This window comes from Nocardia australiensis (assembly GCF_020733705.1).
In the GTDB taxonomy this organism is placed as follows: Bacteria; Actinomycetota; Actinomycetes; order Mycobacteriales; family Mycobacteriaceae; genus Nocardia; species Nocardia australiensis.
The window spans coordinates 2,219,113-2,235,748 of record NZ_JAJFZM010000001.1; the positions used below are offsets into that span (position 1 = coordinate 2,219,113).

Below are 16,636 nucleotides of genomic sequence, written 5' to 3' on the forward strand. Positions count from 1 at the left end.
CTCCGTAACTGACGGTCTTCCTATTGAAGCCCGCCAGGGGATTCCGCGCAGGAACTCCGGCACGCGAGTTGCCGGCGTGCTGCTATCTCGTGAATCGAACTAGGCTGCGCGCATGGATTGGGCGCTGCGCGCGTGCGGTTGGCGCGGTCACTACACCTACGCGCCGGACGAAGCGCAATTGCGGGATCGGCTGTCGGTCGACACCGTTGCGGGACAAGCATGGCGTTGCCTGCGTTGCGGCACCTTCGTGCCCGGCGACCCGGTTGGCTCAGGGCCTGCCGATCATGCACCGGAGGTCCCGCGTGGGCGGCTGCTGCGGGATCGATGGCTGATGCGGGCGTTGGCGATCGAGCGGTTGCTGCGCGGTTTATTGCTGGTGCTGGCAGCCGTCGTAGTCTTCGAATTCCGTTCCTCGCGCGAGACCATGCGTGCGGCGTTCGACAAGGATGAGCCGCTGCTGCGGCCCTTCGCCGATCAGATCGGGTGGGACATCGATCGATCCAAGCTCGTGCGTCTGGCCGGTGAGGCGTTCGATCTTTCGAATACGGCACTGATGTGGATCGCGATCGCCATCCTTGGTTACGCGGGTTTGCAGGTGATCGAGGCGGTCGGATTGTGGCTGGTGAAGCGCTGGGGCGAGTATTTCTCGGCCGTCGCGACCAGCATCTTCCTGCCTTTGGAGATCTACGAACTGACCGAGAAGATCACCGCGCTGCGGATTGTGGCGCTGGTCATCAATATCGCCGCTGTGGTCTGGCTGGTCTACAGCAAGCGGCTGTTCGGATTGCGCGGCGGCGGGGCGGCGTATCACGCCGAACACCATGCGGAAAGTCTGCTGAGCGTCGAGCGTTCCGCGATCGCGGTGCCTACTCAGTGACGCGGTGACCGGCCATCGCTGTGGCTCTCGGCACAGTCGCAGCGTAGTCAGGTAATGCTAACCTTACTCACTAAAGTTAGGTCAGCATTACCTTGGAGGATCGTTGTCGACCACGGAGCGCTTGCGCGTTGAATATGTGACCGATCCGGCGGCAGCGATGTCCCGGCTGGCGGCGGCGGACCGGTTCGGCGAGTACGTGATGTACGAGCGTCCCGGCGAATGGGTGTTCGCGGCGGACCCGCTCGGCAGCGTGGAACTGGACGCCGACGAACTGCGGGTGGTCTGGGCAGGCCGGACTACCACGAGCGGGTGGAAGGGCAGCCCGGCGGGCGTGCTCGATCGTGCGCTCGATACCTTGCCGTTGGGCGGGCGGCAGGCATACGGCTGGATCGGATTCGAATTCTGTGCGTGGGCGCTGGATGCCACCGCGCATCTGCATCCGCGAACAGCGCTGGCGCACTTGATGATCCCGCGCATCGAAGTGCGGGTCGGCGAGTTCGGCATTCGCATCTCCGGAGCCACGCCCGCTGAGACCTGCGATATTCATGACCTCATCGCGGCCTCGCAGGAGAGCGAACTGCCGCGGGCGCATCCGACCGATATCCGCCTCGATCCCACCGGATACCGCGACCGAGTCGCCGAGGCGGTGGACGAAATCCGTTCGGGCCGTTACCAGAAGGTCATTCTGTCCAGGAAGGTCGATTTGCCGTTCGCGGTGGACGTGCCCGCGACCTACCGGCTCGGCCGGGCGGCCAATACCCCCGCCCGGTCATTTTTGCTGCGGCTCGGTGGGCTGGAGGCGGCGGGATTCAGCCCGGAGCTGGTCGCCTCGGTGGACGCCGACCGCGTCGTCACCACCGAACCGCTCGCGGGTACCCGTGCCTTCGGTTTCGGCCCCGATATCGACATGGCGGCTCGCGCCGATCTGCTGACCGATCCCAAAGAGATTGTTGAGCACGCAATTTCGGTACAAACATCGTTTGCGGAGATCAGCGCGGTCGCGGCTGTCGGCACGCCCGCCGTCTCGGACTTCATGGCGGTGCGCGAACGCGGCAGCGTCCAGCATCTCGCATCAACGGTGCGCGGCCGGCTCGCCGCCGACCGTTCCAGCTGGGACGCGCTGGAGACGCTGTTCCCTTCGGTGACCGCCTCCGGTATCCCCAAACGCGCCGGCGTCGACTCGATCTTCCGGCTCGACGGCGCACCGCGCGGCCTGTATTCCGGTGCGGTGGTGACGATTTCGCCTACCGGCATGATGGAAGCCACCCTGGTGCTCCGCGCGGTCTATCAGACAACCGAGGGCGCCTGGCTGCGCGCGGGTGCGGGCATTGTCGGACAATCCCGCCCGGATCGGGAGTTCGAGGAGACCTGCGAAAAGCTCGGCAGCATCGCGCCGTACGTGGTCAAGGCGTAACGCGTCCGGCTACCTTCGACTGAAGAGGGTTCGCCTGAAGAGGCCCGGCCGAGTTCGTATCGGCCGGGCCTCCCGCGTGCGTCGTCAGAATTCGGCGCGCAGTGCCTTCTTGTCGATCTTGCCGACGGCGGTGATGGGCAGCGTTTCAGCGAAGCGCAGCAGGTCGGGGAGCTTATAGGTGGCCAGACCGCGATCGATGAGAAAGGTCTTGATCTCGGCGAGCGTCGGTGTGGTGTCCGCGACCACCAGTATCACGCAGACCTTTTCGCCGAGTGCGGCGTCGGGCAGGCCGACGGCCGCGGCGTGGCGGACGGCCGGGTGGGCGAGGAGATGTTCTTCCAGTTCGTCGCAGGAGATGTTTTCGCCACCGCGATTGATGACGTCCTTGAGGCGGCCGGAGACGATCAGGTGGCCGCTCGGCAGGCGACGGACCAGGTCGCCGCTGCGGTAGTAGCCGTCGGGGGTGAAGGCGCGGGCATTGTGTTCAGGGGCGCGATAGTAGCCAAGAATTGTGTAGGGGCCCTTGGTGAGTAGTTCGCCTTCGGCACCGGGCTCGACGTCGTTGCCGTCGGCGTCGACAACGCGGACCTCATCGGCGGGGGAGAGCGGTCGGCCCTGGCTCGTGCATACGATGTCGGCCGGGTCGTCGAGACGGGTGTAGTTGAGCAGGCCCTCGGCCATGCCGAATACCTGCTGTAACTTCGCGCCGAGTGCGGGTTCGACATCGCGTGCGTTGACCTCGGCCAACCGGGCGCCACCGACCTGAAGCAACCGCAGCGATTCGAGATCGGCATCCTCCCATTCGGTTGCCGCACACCATAGTTGGGCCAGCGGTGGAACCACAGCGGTCACCGTGACCCGGTGCCGCTCTATCACGGCGAAGGCGCTCTCCGGGCTCGGGTCGGTCAGGAACGCGATCGCACCGCCGACACCGATGGTGCCGAGGATGCCCGGGCACGACAGTGGAAAGTTGTGTGCCGCGGGAAGTGTCGCGAGGTAGACATCGCTCTCGGTCAGTTCGCACACCTTGGCGCTTGCGGTGGCGTTATAGACGTAGTCGTCGTGGGTGCGGGCGATCAGCTTAGGCAGGCCGGTCGTGCCGCCGGATACCAGCATCAGCGCGATATCGCTCGGATCGATCGCCGGAAGCGAATTGCCGGCGCGCGGAATCGAGTTCAGGTCGGTGAAGGTTCCGGGGTCACCGAGCACCAGCACATGGCGGAGTGTGGAGACCGACAGCTCGACCGTCGCCGCCAACTCGCGGTAATCGAAGTCGCCGAGCCGGTCGGCAATGAGGTAGGCGACCGCGCCGGAAAGCTCGGCGAGATGTTCGATTTCGGCTCGGCGGTGTGCGGGCAGGGCGAGAACCGGGATGATGCCCGCGCGCAGCAACCCGAACAGCACGGTCGCGAATTCGGGGACGTTCGGCAGTTGTACGACTACTCGATCGCCAGGCTCGATGCCGAGCGCGAGCAGGCCGTGTGCCATGCGGTCCGCATCGGAATCCAGTACGGCGTAGGTGCGCACGGTGTCGCCATCCAGCAGTGCGGGGCGTTGCGGGTGGTGACGCGCCGTTTCACGCAGGAGGTCACCGAGCGGGCGACCTGTCCAGTAACCCGCGGCGCGGAAGGTTTCCGCGGCGGCATCGGGGAAGGGGGCATAGCCGTCGCGATGGGAGGTGGGCGTGGGGGCTGTCGAAGTCACGGTCTGCCTCACGGGTCTCGAAGATGTACTGAATGATTAGGGTCTCATAAGGAAGGTTAGGCAACCCTATCTCAATTTGATAGGCTACCGCCGAGCAGTCTCGATCCGCCGAATACGGTGGCAACCAAGGAGCGACAGCGGCGTATGGAGTCAGCACAGCGACAGGGGGAACGATCCCGGCGGGCGTGGACAACAGATGATTCGGCGATCGACCGGGACCAAATCCGTGCCGCAATAGCCCGGCAACTCGACGTGCCCGCGGACACCATCACCGACGACGCCGACCTAATTCAGCTGGGCCTCGACTCCATCCGGACCATGAAGCTGGCCGGCGCCTGGCGCAAACGCGGCATCGACATAAATTTCGCGCTGTTGGCCGCGAACCCGACAGTCGACGGCTGGTTCGAACTGATCGGTGGCGCTGATGAATCCGACGCCATCGCGCCAGGGTATTCGAACAATTCTTGGGGATCGAATGATGCCGCGTGGCAGCCTGATTCGACGCATTCGCGTCCGGCTGGTGGGGCCGAGGATCCGGTGACGTCCGATACCGATGACCCTCCGTTCGCGCTCGCGCCGATGCAGCACGCGTATTGGATCGGGCGGTCGGAGTCGCATGAGCTCGGCGGGGTCGCGGCGCACCTGTATGTCGAATTCGATGGTGCGGGTGTCGATCCTGTACGGCTGGAGCGTGCGGTCGACGACCTTGTGCGGCGGCATCCGATGCTGCGAACCCGGTTCCTGCCCGACGGTACGCAGCAGACGATGACGCGGCCCGGGCGGCCGGTGTGGACATGCACCGACCTACGTGGGCTCGATCGGCAAGAGGTCGAGCGCGCGTTGGAGTCGCTGCGGGACAACAACACCCATCAACGCATGGCGGTCGAGGACGGTCAGGTCATCGACATCGCGCTGACCTTGCTCGACAATGACCGCACCAGGTTGCACCTCGATGTCGACATGCTGGCGGCGGACGCGATGAGCTATCGCATTCTGCTCGATGATCTCGCTCGGCTGTATCGCGGCCAGACACTGCCGCCGCAGACATATACCTTCCAGCGTTACCTCGCCGATAATCCCAGTGGTGTCGGCGCCGAACATGATCGGGATCGGCAGTGGTGGCAGCAGCGGCTGCCCGAGCTGCCTGGGGTTCCGGAACTGCCGCAGGCATCCCCTGGTCCGGCCCGCGACGCGGGTGTACAGGCCGCTCACAACAAGACCGTGCGTTACCACCGCTGGCTCGCCCCCGAGGCGAAGGCGCGGGTGTTCGACGCTGCGCACGCCAGGGGGATTACCCCCGCGATGGCGCTGGCATCGGTGTTCGCCGAGACCATCGGCGGTTGGTCGGCCCAGCGTCGGTTCCTGCTGAATTTGCCGCTGTTCCACCGGGAGCCGGTGCATCCGGAGATCGATCGGGTGGTCGGCGACTTCACGTCATCGGTACTGCTCGAGGTCGATGTGACCGAACCTGCCACCGTCACCGAACGGGCCCGCGCCCTGCAATCGAGCCTGCACACCGCCGGCGCGCACACGGCCTATGCCGGGTTGGAAGTGTTGCGCGATCTTGGTCGTTCGCGCGGCGAGCCGGTGCTCGCGCCGATTGTCTACACCAGCGCACTCAACCTCGGTGAGTTGTTCGCCGACACCATTACCGAGACCTTCGGCGATCCCGTGTGGATCATCTCGCAGGGGCCGCAGGTGCTGCTGGACGCGCAGATCACCGAGGTGCGCGGTGGCCTGTTGTTGAACTGGGACGTGCGCGAATCCGCTTTTCCCGCAGGCGTTATCGAGGCGATGTTCGCCCGCTATATCGATGCCATCATGCGGCTGGCCGGTGACGTCGAATCGGCTGATGTGAGTCAGCCCTCGGCCGCGGGCTGGGATGCGGAGGCCGCCTTGCGGATACCGCTGGAGCAGGCGCAAGTACGGGCCCGCGTCAACGCCACGGCAGGGCCGGTCACCCGACGACTGCTGCATACCGGATTCTTCGCCAGCGCTGCGACGAATCCCGATGCGCCCGCGCTGATCTGGGAGCCGGGCGGCACCGTCTCCTACGGTCGACTGGCCGCCGAGGCATTGGCTATCGCCGGTGCGCTGCGCGGCGCCGGTGTGCTGCCGGGTGATTCGGTCGCGGTGCAGCTGCCGAAGGGCCCGGACCAGATCGTGGCGACGCTCGGCGTGCTCGCGGCGGGTGCGGTCTATGTGCCGATCGGGTTCGACCAGCCAGCCGCTCGTCGTGCGGAGATCCTGCGCACCGGCACGGTGGTCGCCGCGCTGACCGTCGGGAGTCGGAGCATTCCCGAGGTGCGGACCCTCGCGCTCGCCGAGGCCCGATCCCACCCGGAACCATTGCGGCGCCCCATCTTCGGTGATCCGGAAACGATCGCTTATGTGCTGTTCACCTCGGGTTCCACCGGTAAGCCCAAGGGGGTGCAGGTCCCGCATCGTGCGGCCATGAACACCATCGACGACCTGAACGAGCGTTTCGGGATCGGCGCGCGAGACCGTGCGCTCGCCCTTTCGGCACTCGAGTTCGATCTGTCGGTGTATGACATCTTCGGCATGCTGAGTGCGGGCGGCGCCGTGGTCACGGTGGACGAGGCTCAGCGCACTGAACCCGCGCGCTGGGTGGAACTCGCAGTGCGCCACGATGTTTCGCTCATCAACTGTGTACCGAGCCTATTGGACATGCTGCTGACCGCTACCGGCGGCCTGCGCCTCGACGCGCTGCGCACCGTCATCCTCGGCGGTGACTGGGTGGAGGTCACGCTGCCGGGCAGGCTCGCCGCGGTGGCACCCGACTGCCGGTTCGCCGGACTCGGTGGCGCCACCGAAACCGCGATCCACTCGACCATCTGCGAGGTCATCGACGCGCAGGTGCCCGCCGATTGGACCGCCGTGCCGTATGGCGTCCCGCTGCGCAATGTGCAGTGCCGTGTCGTCGGCCCCACTGGCCACGACTGCCCCGATTGGGTGACCGGTGAGTTGTGGATCGGTGGTGCCGGCGTCGCGGCCGGCTATCGCGGCGACCCGGAGCGCACCGCCGAACGTTTCGTCGTGCACGACGGCATGCGCTGGTACCGCACCGGTGACCTGGCTCGCTACCGTCCCGACGGTGCCCTCGAATTCCTCGGCCGCGCCGATCATCAGGTGAAGATCCGTGGTTATCGCGTGGAACTGGGTGAGGTAGAGAGCGCGCTGCGTCAGACGCCAGGCGTCCACCAAGCCATCGCGGCCGTGGTAGGTGCCGCCGCTCCGAAACTGGTGGCCGCCCTTGTCGCCGAACCGAACGCCGAAATCACTTCCGATGTGGTACTCGCGGCGGTCGCGGATCTCCTGCCGTCGTACATGATTCCGGCGCGCCTGGAGATACTCGCCCACCTGCCGCTCACCTCGAATGCCAAGCCGGACCGCGCGGCAATCCGTGCCCTGCACGAGAGCATCGAAACCACCGCCGAATTCGTGGCCGCGAGCACCGATTTGGAGCGTGCGCTCGCCGACATCGTCGCGACCGTCCTCGAGACCGATCGGGTCGGCGCAACCGACGATTTCTTCGCCCTCGGCGGGGACTCGGTACTGGCGACCACGGTCATCGCCAGGATCCGTGAGTGGCTGGACGCCTCCGACACCATCGTCGCCGATCTATTCGCGGCCCGCACCGTGGCAGGTCTGGCGCACCGGCTACTCGAACGCGAGGAACGCAAGGGCTCGACCGGTCGATTGGAAGCAGTCGCCGGAATGTATCTGGAGGTTGCGGCCATGAGTGATGATGAGGTGCTCACCCAGGTGTGACACCAGGTTGGTGGGCGATCGTCGCATGACCCGCCACGCGTTGCCGGCAGTGCCACATGCGGGGCTCGTGACGCTCGCAGCAGGCCGATGTACTGATCAACAATGCGACAGCCCGAATCCGCATCCACAAGGTGCTGGACTTGCCTGTGGAGCTACGGACGACCCCAATAGTTGAGAGGTGGTGAAAAGCGGCCGACGAGCCGCGCGCGATCGCTCCGGCTGTCCGCACTGCCCGCGAACTGCCGGACCGCATTAGCCTGTTCACCACCTACACAGCCCAAGCCACTGCCAAGGAGTGAGATGCCCCCGATCCAGGTCGCGGTTTGCGGACCACGGCACTGCACCGACATGGACGCGGACAATGCGCGGGAGGTCGGCCGCCTGCTGGCCGAGACCGGGGCAACTGTGCTGTGCGGCGGGGGAATTGGGGTGATGGCGGCGGTTGCCGAAGGTGCGTCATCGGAAGGCGGTTTGGTGATCGGCGTGCGGCCGGACGCCGATCGGTCTCGCGTCTGCGACGGACTGTCCGCGGTTCTATACACGAATATGGGTGAGGCCCGGAACGCGATCCTGGTCTGGTCGGCGGATGCCGTGATTGTGGTTGGCGGCTCGTGGGGGACGCTGTCTGAGTTGGCGCTGGCGAATCGGCGTGGCGGGGTGCCGGTGGTGTCGGTCGGTGGCTGGCAGATCGTCGACGCCGACGGCGCATCCGTAGGCGGGGGCTTCACGGCGGCGAATGCGGGCGAGGCTGTCGAATTCGCCCTAGCTCACGCCTCGGTCAGTCGATCCTGAATCTGGCCGGTTAGCCTGATCCGCCTGTCGGTCGTGCAGGCACGGCAGATGCTCTTGACCGAGCGATCGGTTTCGTTGGGTATCCCCGCCGCGCGTTTGCCGGCAGCGCCACATGCGGGCTCGCTACCGGTTACGGCCGCGCCGTATCGGACTAGACTTCCGGGTATGAGCAGGTGGGATGCCGCGAATGTGCCCGGTCAGGCCGGGCGGACGTTCGTCGTCACCGGCGCCAACGGTGGGCTGGGAGCGGCAACCGTGCGCGCGTTGGTGGCGGCGGGGGCAGCGGTGATCCTGGCCTGTCGCAATGTGGCGAAGGGTGAGTACGTCGCCGCCGCACTCGGCGAGCGGGCACAGGTGCGCAGGCTCGATCTCGCGGATCTGGCTTCCGTGCGGGAGTTCGCCGATTCGGTATCGCAGGTCGATGTGCTCATCAACAATGCTGGTGTGATGGCGCTGCCGCTCAGACGGACCGCCGATGGGTTCGAAATGCAGTTCGGCACAAATCATCTCGGCCACTTCGCCCTGACCGGGCTGCTGCTGGACAAGATTTCGGACCGAGTGGTGACGGTGTCCAGCGGCGCGCACCGCATGGGAGAGCTCGATCTGGACGATCTGAACTGGGAGCGCCGCAAGTATCGGCGATGGGCCGCGTACGGCCAAGCCAAGCTCGCCAATCTGATGTTCGCTTACGAACTGCAGCGCCGGCTGACCGCGGCGGGATCGCCGAAACTATCGGTCGCGGCGCACCCCGGCTATGCGGCGACCGAACTGCAGTCGCATACCGAGTCGATTCAGGACATGGTCATGGCGCTCGGTAATCGGCTACTGGCGCAGAGCGCCGAAATGGGTGCACTGCCATCACTTTTCGCGGCGACCGAAAAGGTCGAGCCGGGTGCGTACTATGGGCCGAACGGCCGGATGGGGCTGCACGGCTATCCCGGGCGGTCCGGTTCGAGCGCGGCGGCGAAGGACGAGCGGGTCGCGCGCGAGCTATGGGAGTTGTCGGAGAAACTGACCGGCGTCACCTACACCTTCGGCGGGTAACGCTCAGCCCAGTATTTGCAGGTCGTAGAAGATTTGGTAGCGGTTCGGGTCGTCGGGCAGAAACCAGTGGAAACCCTCCAGCGCGAAGATAGCGATCAGATTGATCGCCAGCACGATGCCGAGGAACCACAGCGCGATCATCCCGATGATCCGCTGTGGAGTCGCCGAGATGGATGCGGCAGCAGTGCGGTGTGAAAACGACAGCACCACACCGATGGTCGCGATCGCGGCCACGAAAAGAATCAACGCCCAGACATATAGGTGCAGGCCGAGCAACGGATCGCCGTAGCCGGGGTCGCCCGGCAGGATGTGCAGCATGGTCTGGCGCCAGGAAGCGAATCCGCCTGCGACGCAGCCGACTACGGTCAGTCCCCAGCCTGCGGCGTAGTCGGTGGCCTCGATCGCCCCGTTCATGCCCTCGCGCACGATGGTCGCCGCGCCGAGCGCCGCCAGCGCCATGAACATGCGCTGGACGACGCACAGCGGGCACGGATATTCCCATGCGCCGAACTGAAAGGCGAGCCCGCCACAGATCACCCCGGTCCACCCGAGCACGAACACCACCGCCAGCCAGTATTGAAGCTGCCCGAGCGCCGCGCGCCTACGTGTTGTCGATGCCGTAATGACCGACATCAGTAGCTCAATCCGAGTCCGAGGCCGCTGGTTATGTGATGGGCGAGCAACAGCACCGTCGCGATCAGTAGCACCCACCACGCGCCGATCACCACCCGCCGGGAGCGTTGCTGGAACAGGGCGATCATGGCCGCCAGCAAACCCGCGAAAATGAGGGTGTCCATGCTGCGGACCGTACCTGCCGGTGCCTCTTACCAGCGGGAATGATGCGTGGACACGCCGTAATCGGCGGCCTCGGTGGGCCGGGCTTGTCAAGACTAGGCGCCCGACGCCTGGCCCAACCGGCCCCGGCCCCGCCACGCCGCCAACGCTGAGTCGTTAGTGACTCATGCCATGCCTGATCGCCGCCATCGCGATGATCAATGCCTGGAACCGGATGAACGTCATCGCCCGCACCCCCGCGGGCAGCTACGAGCCAGGCCAGTGGGGCTGAGACGGCCCTGAACGCGCCGTGCCCGTGCGGCGCGTTCACTGCCTGGTACTGTTTCCGACGTGCAGCGCGTGTATTTCTGGTTTAGCAAGCCGGCCCCGGGTGGGTCGGTCTGCGGCAACCTGCTGCGCTGACCAACTTCCACCCCGAGCCGGATGATGACCGGCTCGATGGGTATCGCATCCGTGGGTCGGCCTGATAAAAAGGAACCCACCACGATGACTACTGCAGCCGACGTCAACGCGCGGCATTCCGATCTCGATCATCAACGCACCCTCAGCGTGAGCCCACTGCGCTCGCCCGCCGAGGTGCGCCGGGTACACCCCACCACTGACGCGCTCGCCGATACGGTCCGCGCGGGCCGCGAGCACACCGTCGATGTGCTCACCGGCGCCGACGACCGCCTCATGGTGATCGTGGGACCGTGCTCGGTGCACGATCCGGCCGCCGCACTGGACTACGCGCGCCGATTGGCCGCCAAAGCGGCCGAACTGGACGATCGGCTGCACGTGGTAATGCGGGTGTACTTCGAGAAGCCGCGCACCACCCTCGGCTGGAAGGGTCTGATCAACGACCCGCACCTGGACGGCTCTTTCGACGTCAATACCGGGCTCGGCATCGGTCGCAAACTGCTTGCCGACATCACCGCGCTCGGCCTGCCGGTGGCGTGCGAATTCCTCGACCCGATAACCCCGCAGTACATCGCGGACCTGGTCTCCTACGGCGCCATCGGCGCCCGTACCGCGGCCAGCCAGGTACATCGTCAGCTGAGCAGCGCGCTGTCGATGCCGGTCGGCATCAAGAACGGCACCGATGGTGACGTGCAGGTCGCGGTCGACGGCGTGCGCGCCGCCGCGGCCAGCCACGTGTTCCCCGGCACCGACCTGGATGGCCGGGCCGCGCTTATCCGCACCTCGGGTAATCCCGACTGCCACGTGATCCTGCGCGGCGGCAGTACCGGTCCGAACTACGACGCGGCCTCGGTCGCGGAGGCATGCATCCGGCTGGAGAAGGCTTCGCTGCCGCAACGAATCGTGGTGGATGCCAGCCATGGCAACAGCAACAAGGATCACAACAAGCAGGTCGACGTGGTCACCGATATCGCGGGCAGGCTGGCGGCCGGTGAGCCGGGCATGGTCGGTGTGATGTTGGAGAGTTTCCTCGTCGCCGGTCGTCAGGACCTGACCCTCGGCCGGGCCGGCGAGCTCGCTTACGGCCGATCGATCACCGACGCCTGCCTGGACTGGGAGACCACCGCCACGCAACTCGATCGCCTCGCCGAGGCCGTCGCACAGCGCCGAAACCGCTGACGCCCATCGGCCGTCCCGGCGAAAGCCGGGGCACCGGTCAGACCCCCGATGGCCAGCCTTCCGCCGGATCCGGTGGGTCGCAGGCCAACCGTCCGGCCTGCCGGCTGTCGCGGCGGATCCCGCGTTGCACGCTGCCGAGCCGAGCCATGCCCTCATAACGAAAGCCGTTGCGGCGAGCTACTGCGGCGGAGGGGTGATTGCCCGCGAAGGCGTGCCAGCCTATGCGGCCGAGGGCTAAACCGTCAGCGTGGAAGCCGAATTCGCACACCATCGTGACCGCGCGCGACATCATCCCGCGCGAGCGGTATTCGGGTGCCGGCCAGTAGCCGACCTCACGCGCGGATTCGTCGGCCTTGCCGAGACCGATCATTCCGATGACCGGTCCGTCCGCGCGCGGACGCAATGCCCAGATCGGGTTGTTGTCCGCCCAGCCCCGCGCGACAGCGGGTGATCCTCCATTCGAGCATGGTGTCACGCGTAGTCGGTCCACTCATCGGGTTTCGCCTCGCGGTCTCACGGGAGGTGTGGTAAATGGGTCGTTCGGCAGACCGTAGAATCTGACGATGGTTGCCGCTCTTCTCGCCGACTTGTTCGAATCGCATCGAGCACATCTGCTTTCCGTCGCCTACCGGTTGACCGGCAGCGTCGGCGATGCCGAGGGCGCCGTGCAGGAGAGCTGGCTACGGCTGGCCGGGACCCACCAGTCCGAGATCGAGGATCTGGGCGCCTGGCTAACCACGGTGGTGAGCCGAATATGTTTGGACCGCTTGCATAGTGCCGCTGTGCGCCGAGAAGCCTATGTGGGGCAGTGGCTACCGGAACCGGTAGTGACCGCATTGTCGCCGTCCAGCCTGCCCGACCCCCTGAATGAGCTGGTCCGCAAGCACGAATACCGTCTCGCCGCGATGGTTGCGCTGGATAGTCTGACACCACCGCAGCGGGTGGCTTTCGTTCTACACGACGGTCTTTCGGTGCCGTTCGGCGAGATTGCCGAGATTCTCGACCTTTCCCCGGATGCCGCGCGGCAACTCGCGGTGCGCGCGAGGGAAGCGGTCGCGCAGACGCCGGAGCCGGTTCCTGATGCCGAACACGAGGCGGCGGTGCGGCGTCTGCTGGATGCCTTGAACACCGGGGATATCGGCGCGGTTACCGCTGCGCTGCACCCGAATTCGGTGATGATCGGTGATGCCAACGGCACTACGGCGACGGCGATCGACGTGCTCTACGGTGCCGAGCGTATCGCCGGCTTCATCCTCGGTCTCCGTAAGCACGGGCTCGACGGGTCTGCGGGCACACCGGCGATCGAATTCGAATTCGCTCTGGTCAATGGGCAATTGGGGCTGGTGCTGAAGTCGTTCGAGGCGGGCGCCCTGCCGGGGGTGTATCGGACCAGTGTGGTTGGTTTCACGGTTCGTGATGGATTGGTATGGGGTGCTTACGATCTGGCCAATCCCGATAAGCTTTCGGGTCTGCGTCTCGGGTGAGCGACGCCAGGCCGGGCCCTCATCGATTGGCCTGGCGTCGCCGGGTTGCTACTGCTCGATCACTACGGTGTGGCCGAGCCGGTGAACCAATCGCCGGTGGATGACCCGAGGCCGCCGTTGCCGGTCGACGATCCGAGACCGAAGTCCCCGGTCGAGGAGCCGTAGAACGAGTTCGCGATCAGATCGTGCGCGACGTCGCGGATGAAACCCAGTACTGATCCGGCGACCTCCGACGCGGCCGGCTGCAGTACCAGGTCGAGATATGAGGCCATATTCGCCCCTTTCGAGAATTCGCCTCGCGGCGAGTTGTGAGGTAGAACACGGCGAGGTTAGCGGCCGTCGGGATAGCGCACAACCATGCAGGTAGAAGCCGTAATCCAAAAGTGAAACATAGCCTTTCGCTATCTAATGGCAACGATAGCGACCGCTGGGCTACTCTCCGAATATGCTTCCGCGATCCGCCACAGTTGCCCGTTTGCGCCCCTTCGCGTCGACGATCTTCGCCGAGATGACCGAGCTGGCCATTCGTCACAACGCGGTCAACCTCGGCCAGGGGTTCCCGGACGCCGATGGTCCCGCCGGCATGCTCGAGGTCGCCCGACGTGCCATCGCCGACGGCATGAATCAGTACCCGCCGGGTCGCGGTATGCCGGTCTTGCGTCGCGCCATCGCCGACGATCGAGCCCGTCGTTACGGCACCCACTACGACCCGGACACGCAGGTCCTGGTCACTGTTGGCGCGACGGAGGCGATCAGCGCCGCGATGCTCGGCCTGGTCGAGCCCGGCGCGGAAGTGGTACTGATCGAGCCCTATTACGACTCCTACGCGGCGGCCGTCGCACTGGCGGGCGCAACGCGACGCACCGCCCGGCTGGTCGCGGACGGTGACCGTTTCGTCCTCGACCTGGATAGCTTGCGTGCGGCCATCACCCCGGCGACCCGGATGCTGGTGGTGAACTCGCCGCACAACCCGACCGGAACCATCCTGGATCGGGCAGACCTGACCGCCATTGCTGAAATAGCCTGCGAGCACGACCTTCTCGTGCTCACCGACGAGGTATACGAGCACCTCGTCTTCGACGGCGCCGAACACATCAGCCTCGCCACGTTGCCCGGAATGGCTGAGCGAACGATCGTGGTATCCAGTGCCGCAAAGACATTCAGCGTCACAGGTTGGAAGACCGGCTGGGCGTGCGGGCCCGCACGCCTCATCGATGGAGTACTCGCCGCCAAGCAGTTCATGACCTTCGTGGCGGGCGGCCCGTTCCAGCCCGCCGTGGCCCATGCGCTGAACAATGAACTCGGCTGGGTAGCGGGTCTGCGAGATAGTCTGTCGAACAAGCGTCTTCGGCTTTCGGCGGCGCTGGCCGACACGGGCTTCGAGGTAAAGGCGAGCTCCGGCGGCTACTTCGTGTGTGCGGACATCACCCCTATGGGAGCCGAGGACGGGCTCGCTTTCTGTAGGCGACTACCGGAACGGATCGGCGTCGCCGCCGTGCCGGTCAGCGTATTCGTCGACAATGTTGAGTCATGGAATAGCTTGGTGCGCTTCACCTTCTGCAAACGTGACGAAGTATTGGACGAAGGCGTGCGCCGCCTGCGTGCGGGCGTGCCCGTGACCTGAGGTCGGCGGCGTCATTCGCCCGCTTCCTTCTGCCGCCTGGTGTGCCGTGCCTGCGGCGCGTGCCATTGGAACCGCCGCGCCAGTAGCCGGAGCGCAATCGCGACCAGTGCCGCGAGCAGCCCCGTCCAGGCTTGGTAGGCGTCGAAATGCAGCAGCGCCGCTGTCGTCGTGGAGCCGAAAAGCGCGGGCACCGCGTATAACTCCTGATCCGGGCGCAATACGCTCGGCACCTGTCCGCTGAGCACGTCGCGGATCACACCACCGCCGATCGCGGTGACCATGCCGAGCAGCGCGGCCGTAGGAGCGCCGGTGCCGTGGGCGTAGGCGACGGAAGTGCCCGTCACGCAAAACAGTCCGAGTCCGACCGCGTCGGCGATCTCGAGCGGGCCGCGGGTCAGCTTGCTCGTCGGGTGCCGGAAGAAGATGACGAGCGTGGCGAGCAGGGACGCGCTGAGGTAGGTCAGATCGGTGAACGCGGCGGGTGGGGTGCGGCCGATGAGCAGATCACGAATGACACCGCCGCCGAGCGCGGTGCTGCACGCCAGCACGGCCATGCCGAAGATATCCAGGTTCTTGCGAACGGCGAGCAACGCGCCGGACGTCGCGAACGAGATGACACCGAGCAGTTCGCCGATGCGCTGGGCAGCCGTCACCGCTGAGTCGAGCTGCGTGGCCATGATGTCGATTCCGGCGTTCATGAAATCCGTTCCCTTTCGCGTCACTCTGCTGGAGCAGGTTTGCACGCCGGATTCGGTGTTAGTTCCGCGACACCCTGGTTATCGCGGCATGCCGGTGCCGGGCAGGCCGCTCGTGTGCTCAGGCCGGTGTCGGGCGGGCACGGTCGGTGGCGAGCAGGACAGCGATGGTGCCGAGCATCGTGCCCATCACGTATCGCTGTGCGCGCAGCCACAGCGGGTGGCCGGTCAGGAAGGCCGATATACTGCCCGCGCCGAGCACGATCAGGCCGTTCACCGCCAATGCCACCATGATCTGCACCATGCCCAGACACAGGCTCTGTAACCACACCCGGCCGTGTTCGGGGACCACGAACTGGGGAATCAGGGCCATGTACATGATCGCGATCTTGGGATTGAGCAGGTTGGTGACCATGCCCATGGTGAACAGCCGCCGGGGCGGGTCGGCAGGCAGCGTAGCGGGGGAGAACACCGAGGTTCCGCCGGGCCGCAATGCCTGCCAGGCCAGCCAGCCGAGGTAAGCGGCCCCGGCGATTTTCACTGCTGCATATAGGCCGGGCACCACCGCGAACACCGCCGTAATGCCCGCGCTCGCCGCCGTCAGATAGACTGCGAACCCGGCCGCGACTCCGGTCAACGACACCAGCCCGGCGCGCCGCCCCTGCGAGACGGTCCGTGACACCAGGTACATCATGTTCGGCCCCGGGGTCAGCACCATGCCGAGCGCGGCCGTAGCCACCCCGATTATCGCTGTCGCCTCGGTCATGATTGTGATTGTTGCCGATCACTGCTCGCCCCGTCTCGGTCCAGTTGGACCTTGCTGGAGGTCCGCGTGCA

At 65.9% G+C, this 16,636-nt stretch carries 15 protein-coding genes; 8 read left to right on the forward strand and 7 right to left on the reverse strand.

Translation table 11 applies throughout. The annotated features are described in order from the left end of the window. Nucleotides 1–112 precede the first annotated feature (112 nt). Both LKE06_RS10140 and LKE06_RS10145 read left to right on the forward strand, forming a co-directional pair. Nucleotides 113–877, forward strand: coding sequence for a DUF2127 domain-containing protein (locus LKE06_RS10140; protein ID WP_227998337.1), 765 nt, complete (start codon nucleotides 113–115; stop codon nucleotides 875–877). A gap of 103 nt (nucleotides 878–980) precedes the next feature. Continuing rightward, complete coding sequence (locus LKE06_RS10145) at nucleotides 981–2,291, forward strand: salicylate synthase (protein WP_227998338.1); 1,311 nt, start codon at nucleotides 981–983, stop codon at nucleotides 2,289–2,291. A gap of 84 nt (nucleotides 2,292–2,375) precedes the next feature. Here LKE06_RS10145 and LKE06_RS10150 read toward each other — a convergent pair whose 3' ends face one another. After that, complete coding sequence (locus tag LKE06_RS10150) at nucleotides 2,376–3,995, reverse strand: (2,3-dihydroxybenzoyl)adenylate synthase (protein ID WP_227998339.1); 1,620 nt, start codon at nucleotides 3,993–3,995, stop codon at nucleotides 2,376–2,378. 144 nt (nucleotides 3,996–4,139) lie between these two features. Between LKE06_RS10150 and LKE06_RS10155 the strand changes: the two genes are divergently transcribed. The 3 genes from LKE06_RS10155 to LKE06_RS10165 all read left to right on the forward strand — a co-directional run bounded on the left by LKE06_RS10155 (nucleotide 4,140) and on the right by LKE06_RS10165 (nucleotide 9,623). Further along, complete coding sequence (locus tag LKE06_RS10155; RefSeq protein ID WP_227998340.1) at nucleotides 4,140–7,787, forward strand: non-ribosomal peptide synthetase; 3,648 nt, start codon at nucleotides 4,140–4,142, stop codon at nucleotides 7,785–7,787. A 300-nt stretch (nucleotides 7,788–8,087) separates the two neighbouring features. Further along, complete coding sequence (locus LKE06_RS10160; protein WP_227998341.1) at nucleotides 8,088–8,579, forward strand: SLOG cluster 4 domain-containing protein; 492 nt, start codon at nucleotides 8,088–8,090, stop codon at nucleotides 8,577–8,579. Between the two features lie 165 nt (nucleotides 8,580–8,744). Beyond that, nucleotides 8,745–9,623, forward strand: coding sequence for an oxidoreductase (locus LKE06_RS10165; RefSeq protein ID WP_227998342.1), 879 nt, complete (start codon nucleotides 8,745–8,747; stop codon nucleotides 9,621–9,623). Between the two features lie 3 nt (nucleotides 9,624–9,626). Here the strand turns inward: LKE06_RS10165 and LKE06_RS10170 are convergent, their stop codons facing one another. Further along, the gene (locus tag LKE06_RS10170; protein WP_227998343.1) at nucleotides 9,627–10,256 is read right to left on the reverse strand and encodes a disulfide bond formation protein B; all 630 of its coding nucleotides are present in this window, start codon (nucleotides 10,254–10,256) and stop codon (nucleotides 9,627–9,629) included. Next, entirely contained in the window at nucleotides 10,256–10,420 is a 165-nt protein-coding gene (locus LKE06_RS10175; protein WP_227998344.1) for a DUF5993 family protein, read from the reverse strand. Before LKE06_RS10175 ends, LKE06_RS10170 begins: the two co-directional genes overlap by 1 nt. A gap of 484 nt (nucleotides 10,421–10,904) precedes the next feature. Between LKE06_RS10175 and LKE06_RS10180 the strand changes: the two genes are divergently transcribed. Then, nucleotides 10,905–11,996: a 3-deoxy-7-phosphoheptulonate synthase gene (locus LKE06_RS10180; RefSeq protein ID WP_227998345.1), complete on the forward strand. Its 1,092-nt coding sequence runs from the start codon at nucleotides 10,905–10,907 to the stop codon at nucleotides 11,994–11,996. Nucleotides 11,997–12,033: 37 nt separating this feature from the next. Here LKE06_RS10180 and LKE06_RS10185 read toward each other — a convergent pair whose 3' ends face one another. Continuing rightward, on the reverse strand, nucleotides 12,034–12,471 hold the full coding sequence (locus tag LKE06_RS10185; RefSeq protein WP_227998346.1) for a GNAT family N-acetyltransferase: 438 nt from the start codon (nucleotides 12,469–12,471) through the stop codon (nucleotides 12,034–12,036). Nucleotides 12,472–12,559: 88 nt separating this feature from the next. Between LKE06_RS10185 and LKE06_RS10190 the strand changes: the two genes are divergently transcribed. After that, nucleotides 12,560–13,480, forward strand: a complete 921-nt coding sequence (locus LKE06_RS10190; RefSeq protein ID WP_227998347.1) for a sigma-70 family RNA polymerase sigma factor — start codon at nucleotides 12,560–12,562, stop codon at nucleotides 13,478–13,480. A 62-nt stretch (nucleotides 13,481–13,542) separates the two neighbouring features. Here LKE06_RS10190 and LKE06_RS10195 read toward each other — a convergent pair whose 3' ends face one another. Continuing rightward, nucleotides 13,543–13,752, reverse strand: a complete 210-nt coding sequence (locus tag LKE06_RS10195; protein ID WP_227998348.1) for a hypothetical protein — start codon at nucleotides 13,750–13,752, stop codon at nucleotides 13,543–13,545. 173 nt (nucleotides 13,753–13,925) lie between these two features. On the opposite strand from LKE06_RS10195, the gene LKE06_RS10200 reads away from it, so the two are divergent. Next, a complete protein-coding gene (locus LKE06_RS10200; protein ID WP_227998349.1) occupies nucleotides 13,926–15,104 on the forward strand; it encodes a pyridoxal phosphate-dependent aminotransferase in 1,179 nt (392 codons plus the stop codon). 11 nt (nucleotides 15,105–15,115) lie between these two features. Here LKE06_RS10200 and LKE06_RS10205 read toward each other — a convergent pair whose 3' ends face one another. After that, nucleotides 15,116–15,802, reverse strand: a complete 687-nt coding sequence (locus LKE06_RS10205) for a trimeric intracellular cation channel family protein (RefSeq protein ID WP_227998350.1) — start codon at nucleotides 15,800–15,802, stop codon at nucleotides 15,116–15,118. 118 nt (nucleotides 15,803–15,920) lie between these two features. Continuing rightward, on the reverse strand, nucleotides 15,921–16,565 hold the full coding sequence (locus tag LKE06_RS10210) for a LysE family translocator (protein WP_227998351.1): 645 nt from the start codon (nucleotides 16,563–16,565) through the stop codon (nucleotides 15,921–15,923). Nucleotides 16,566–16,636: the final 71 nt, after the last annotated feature.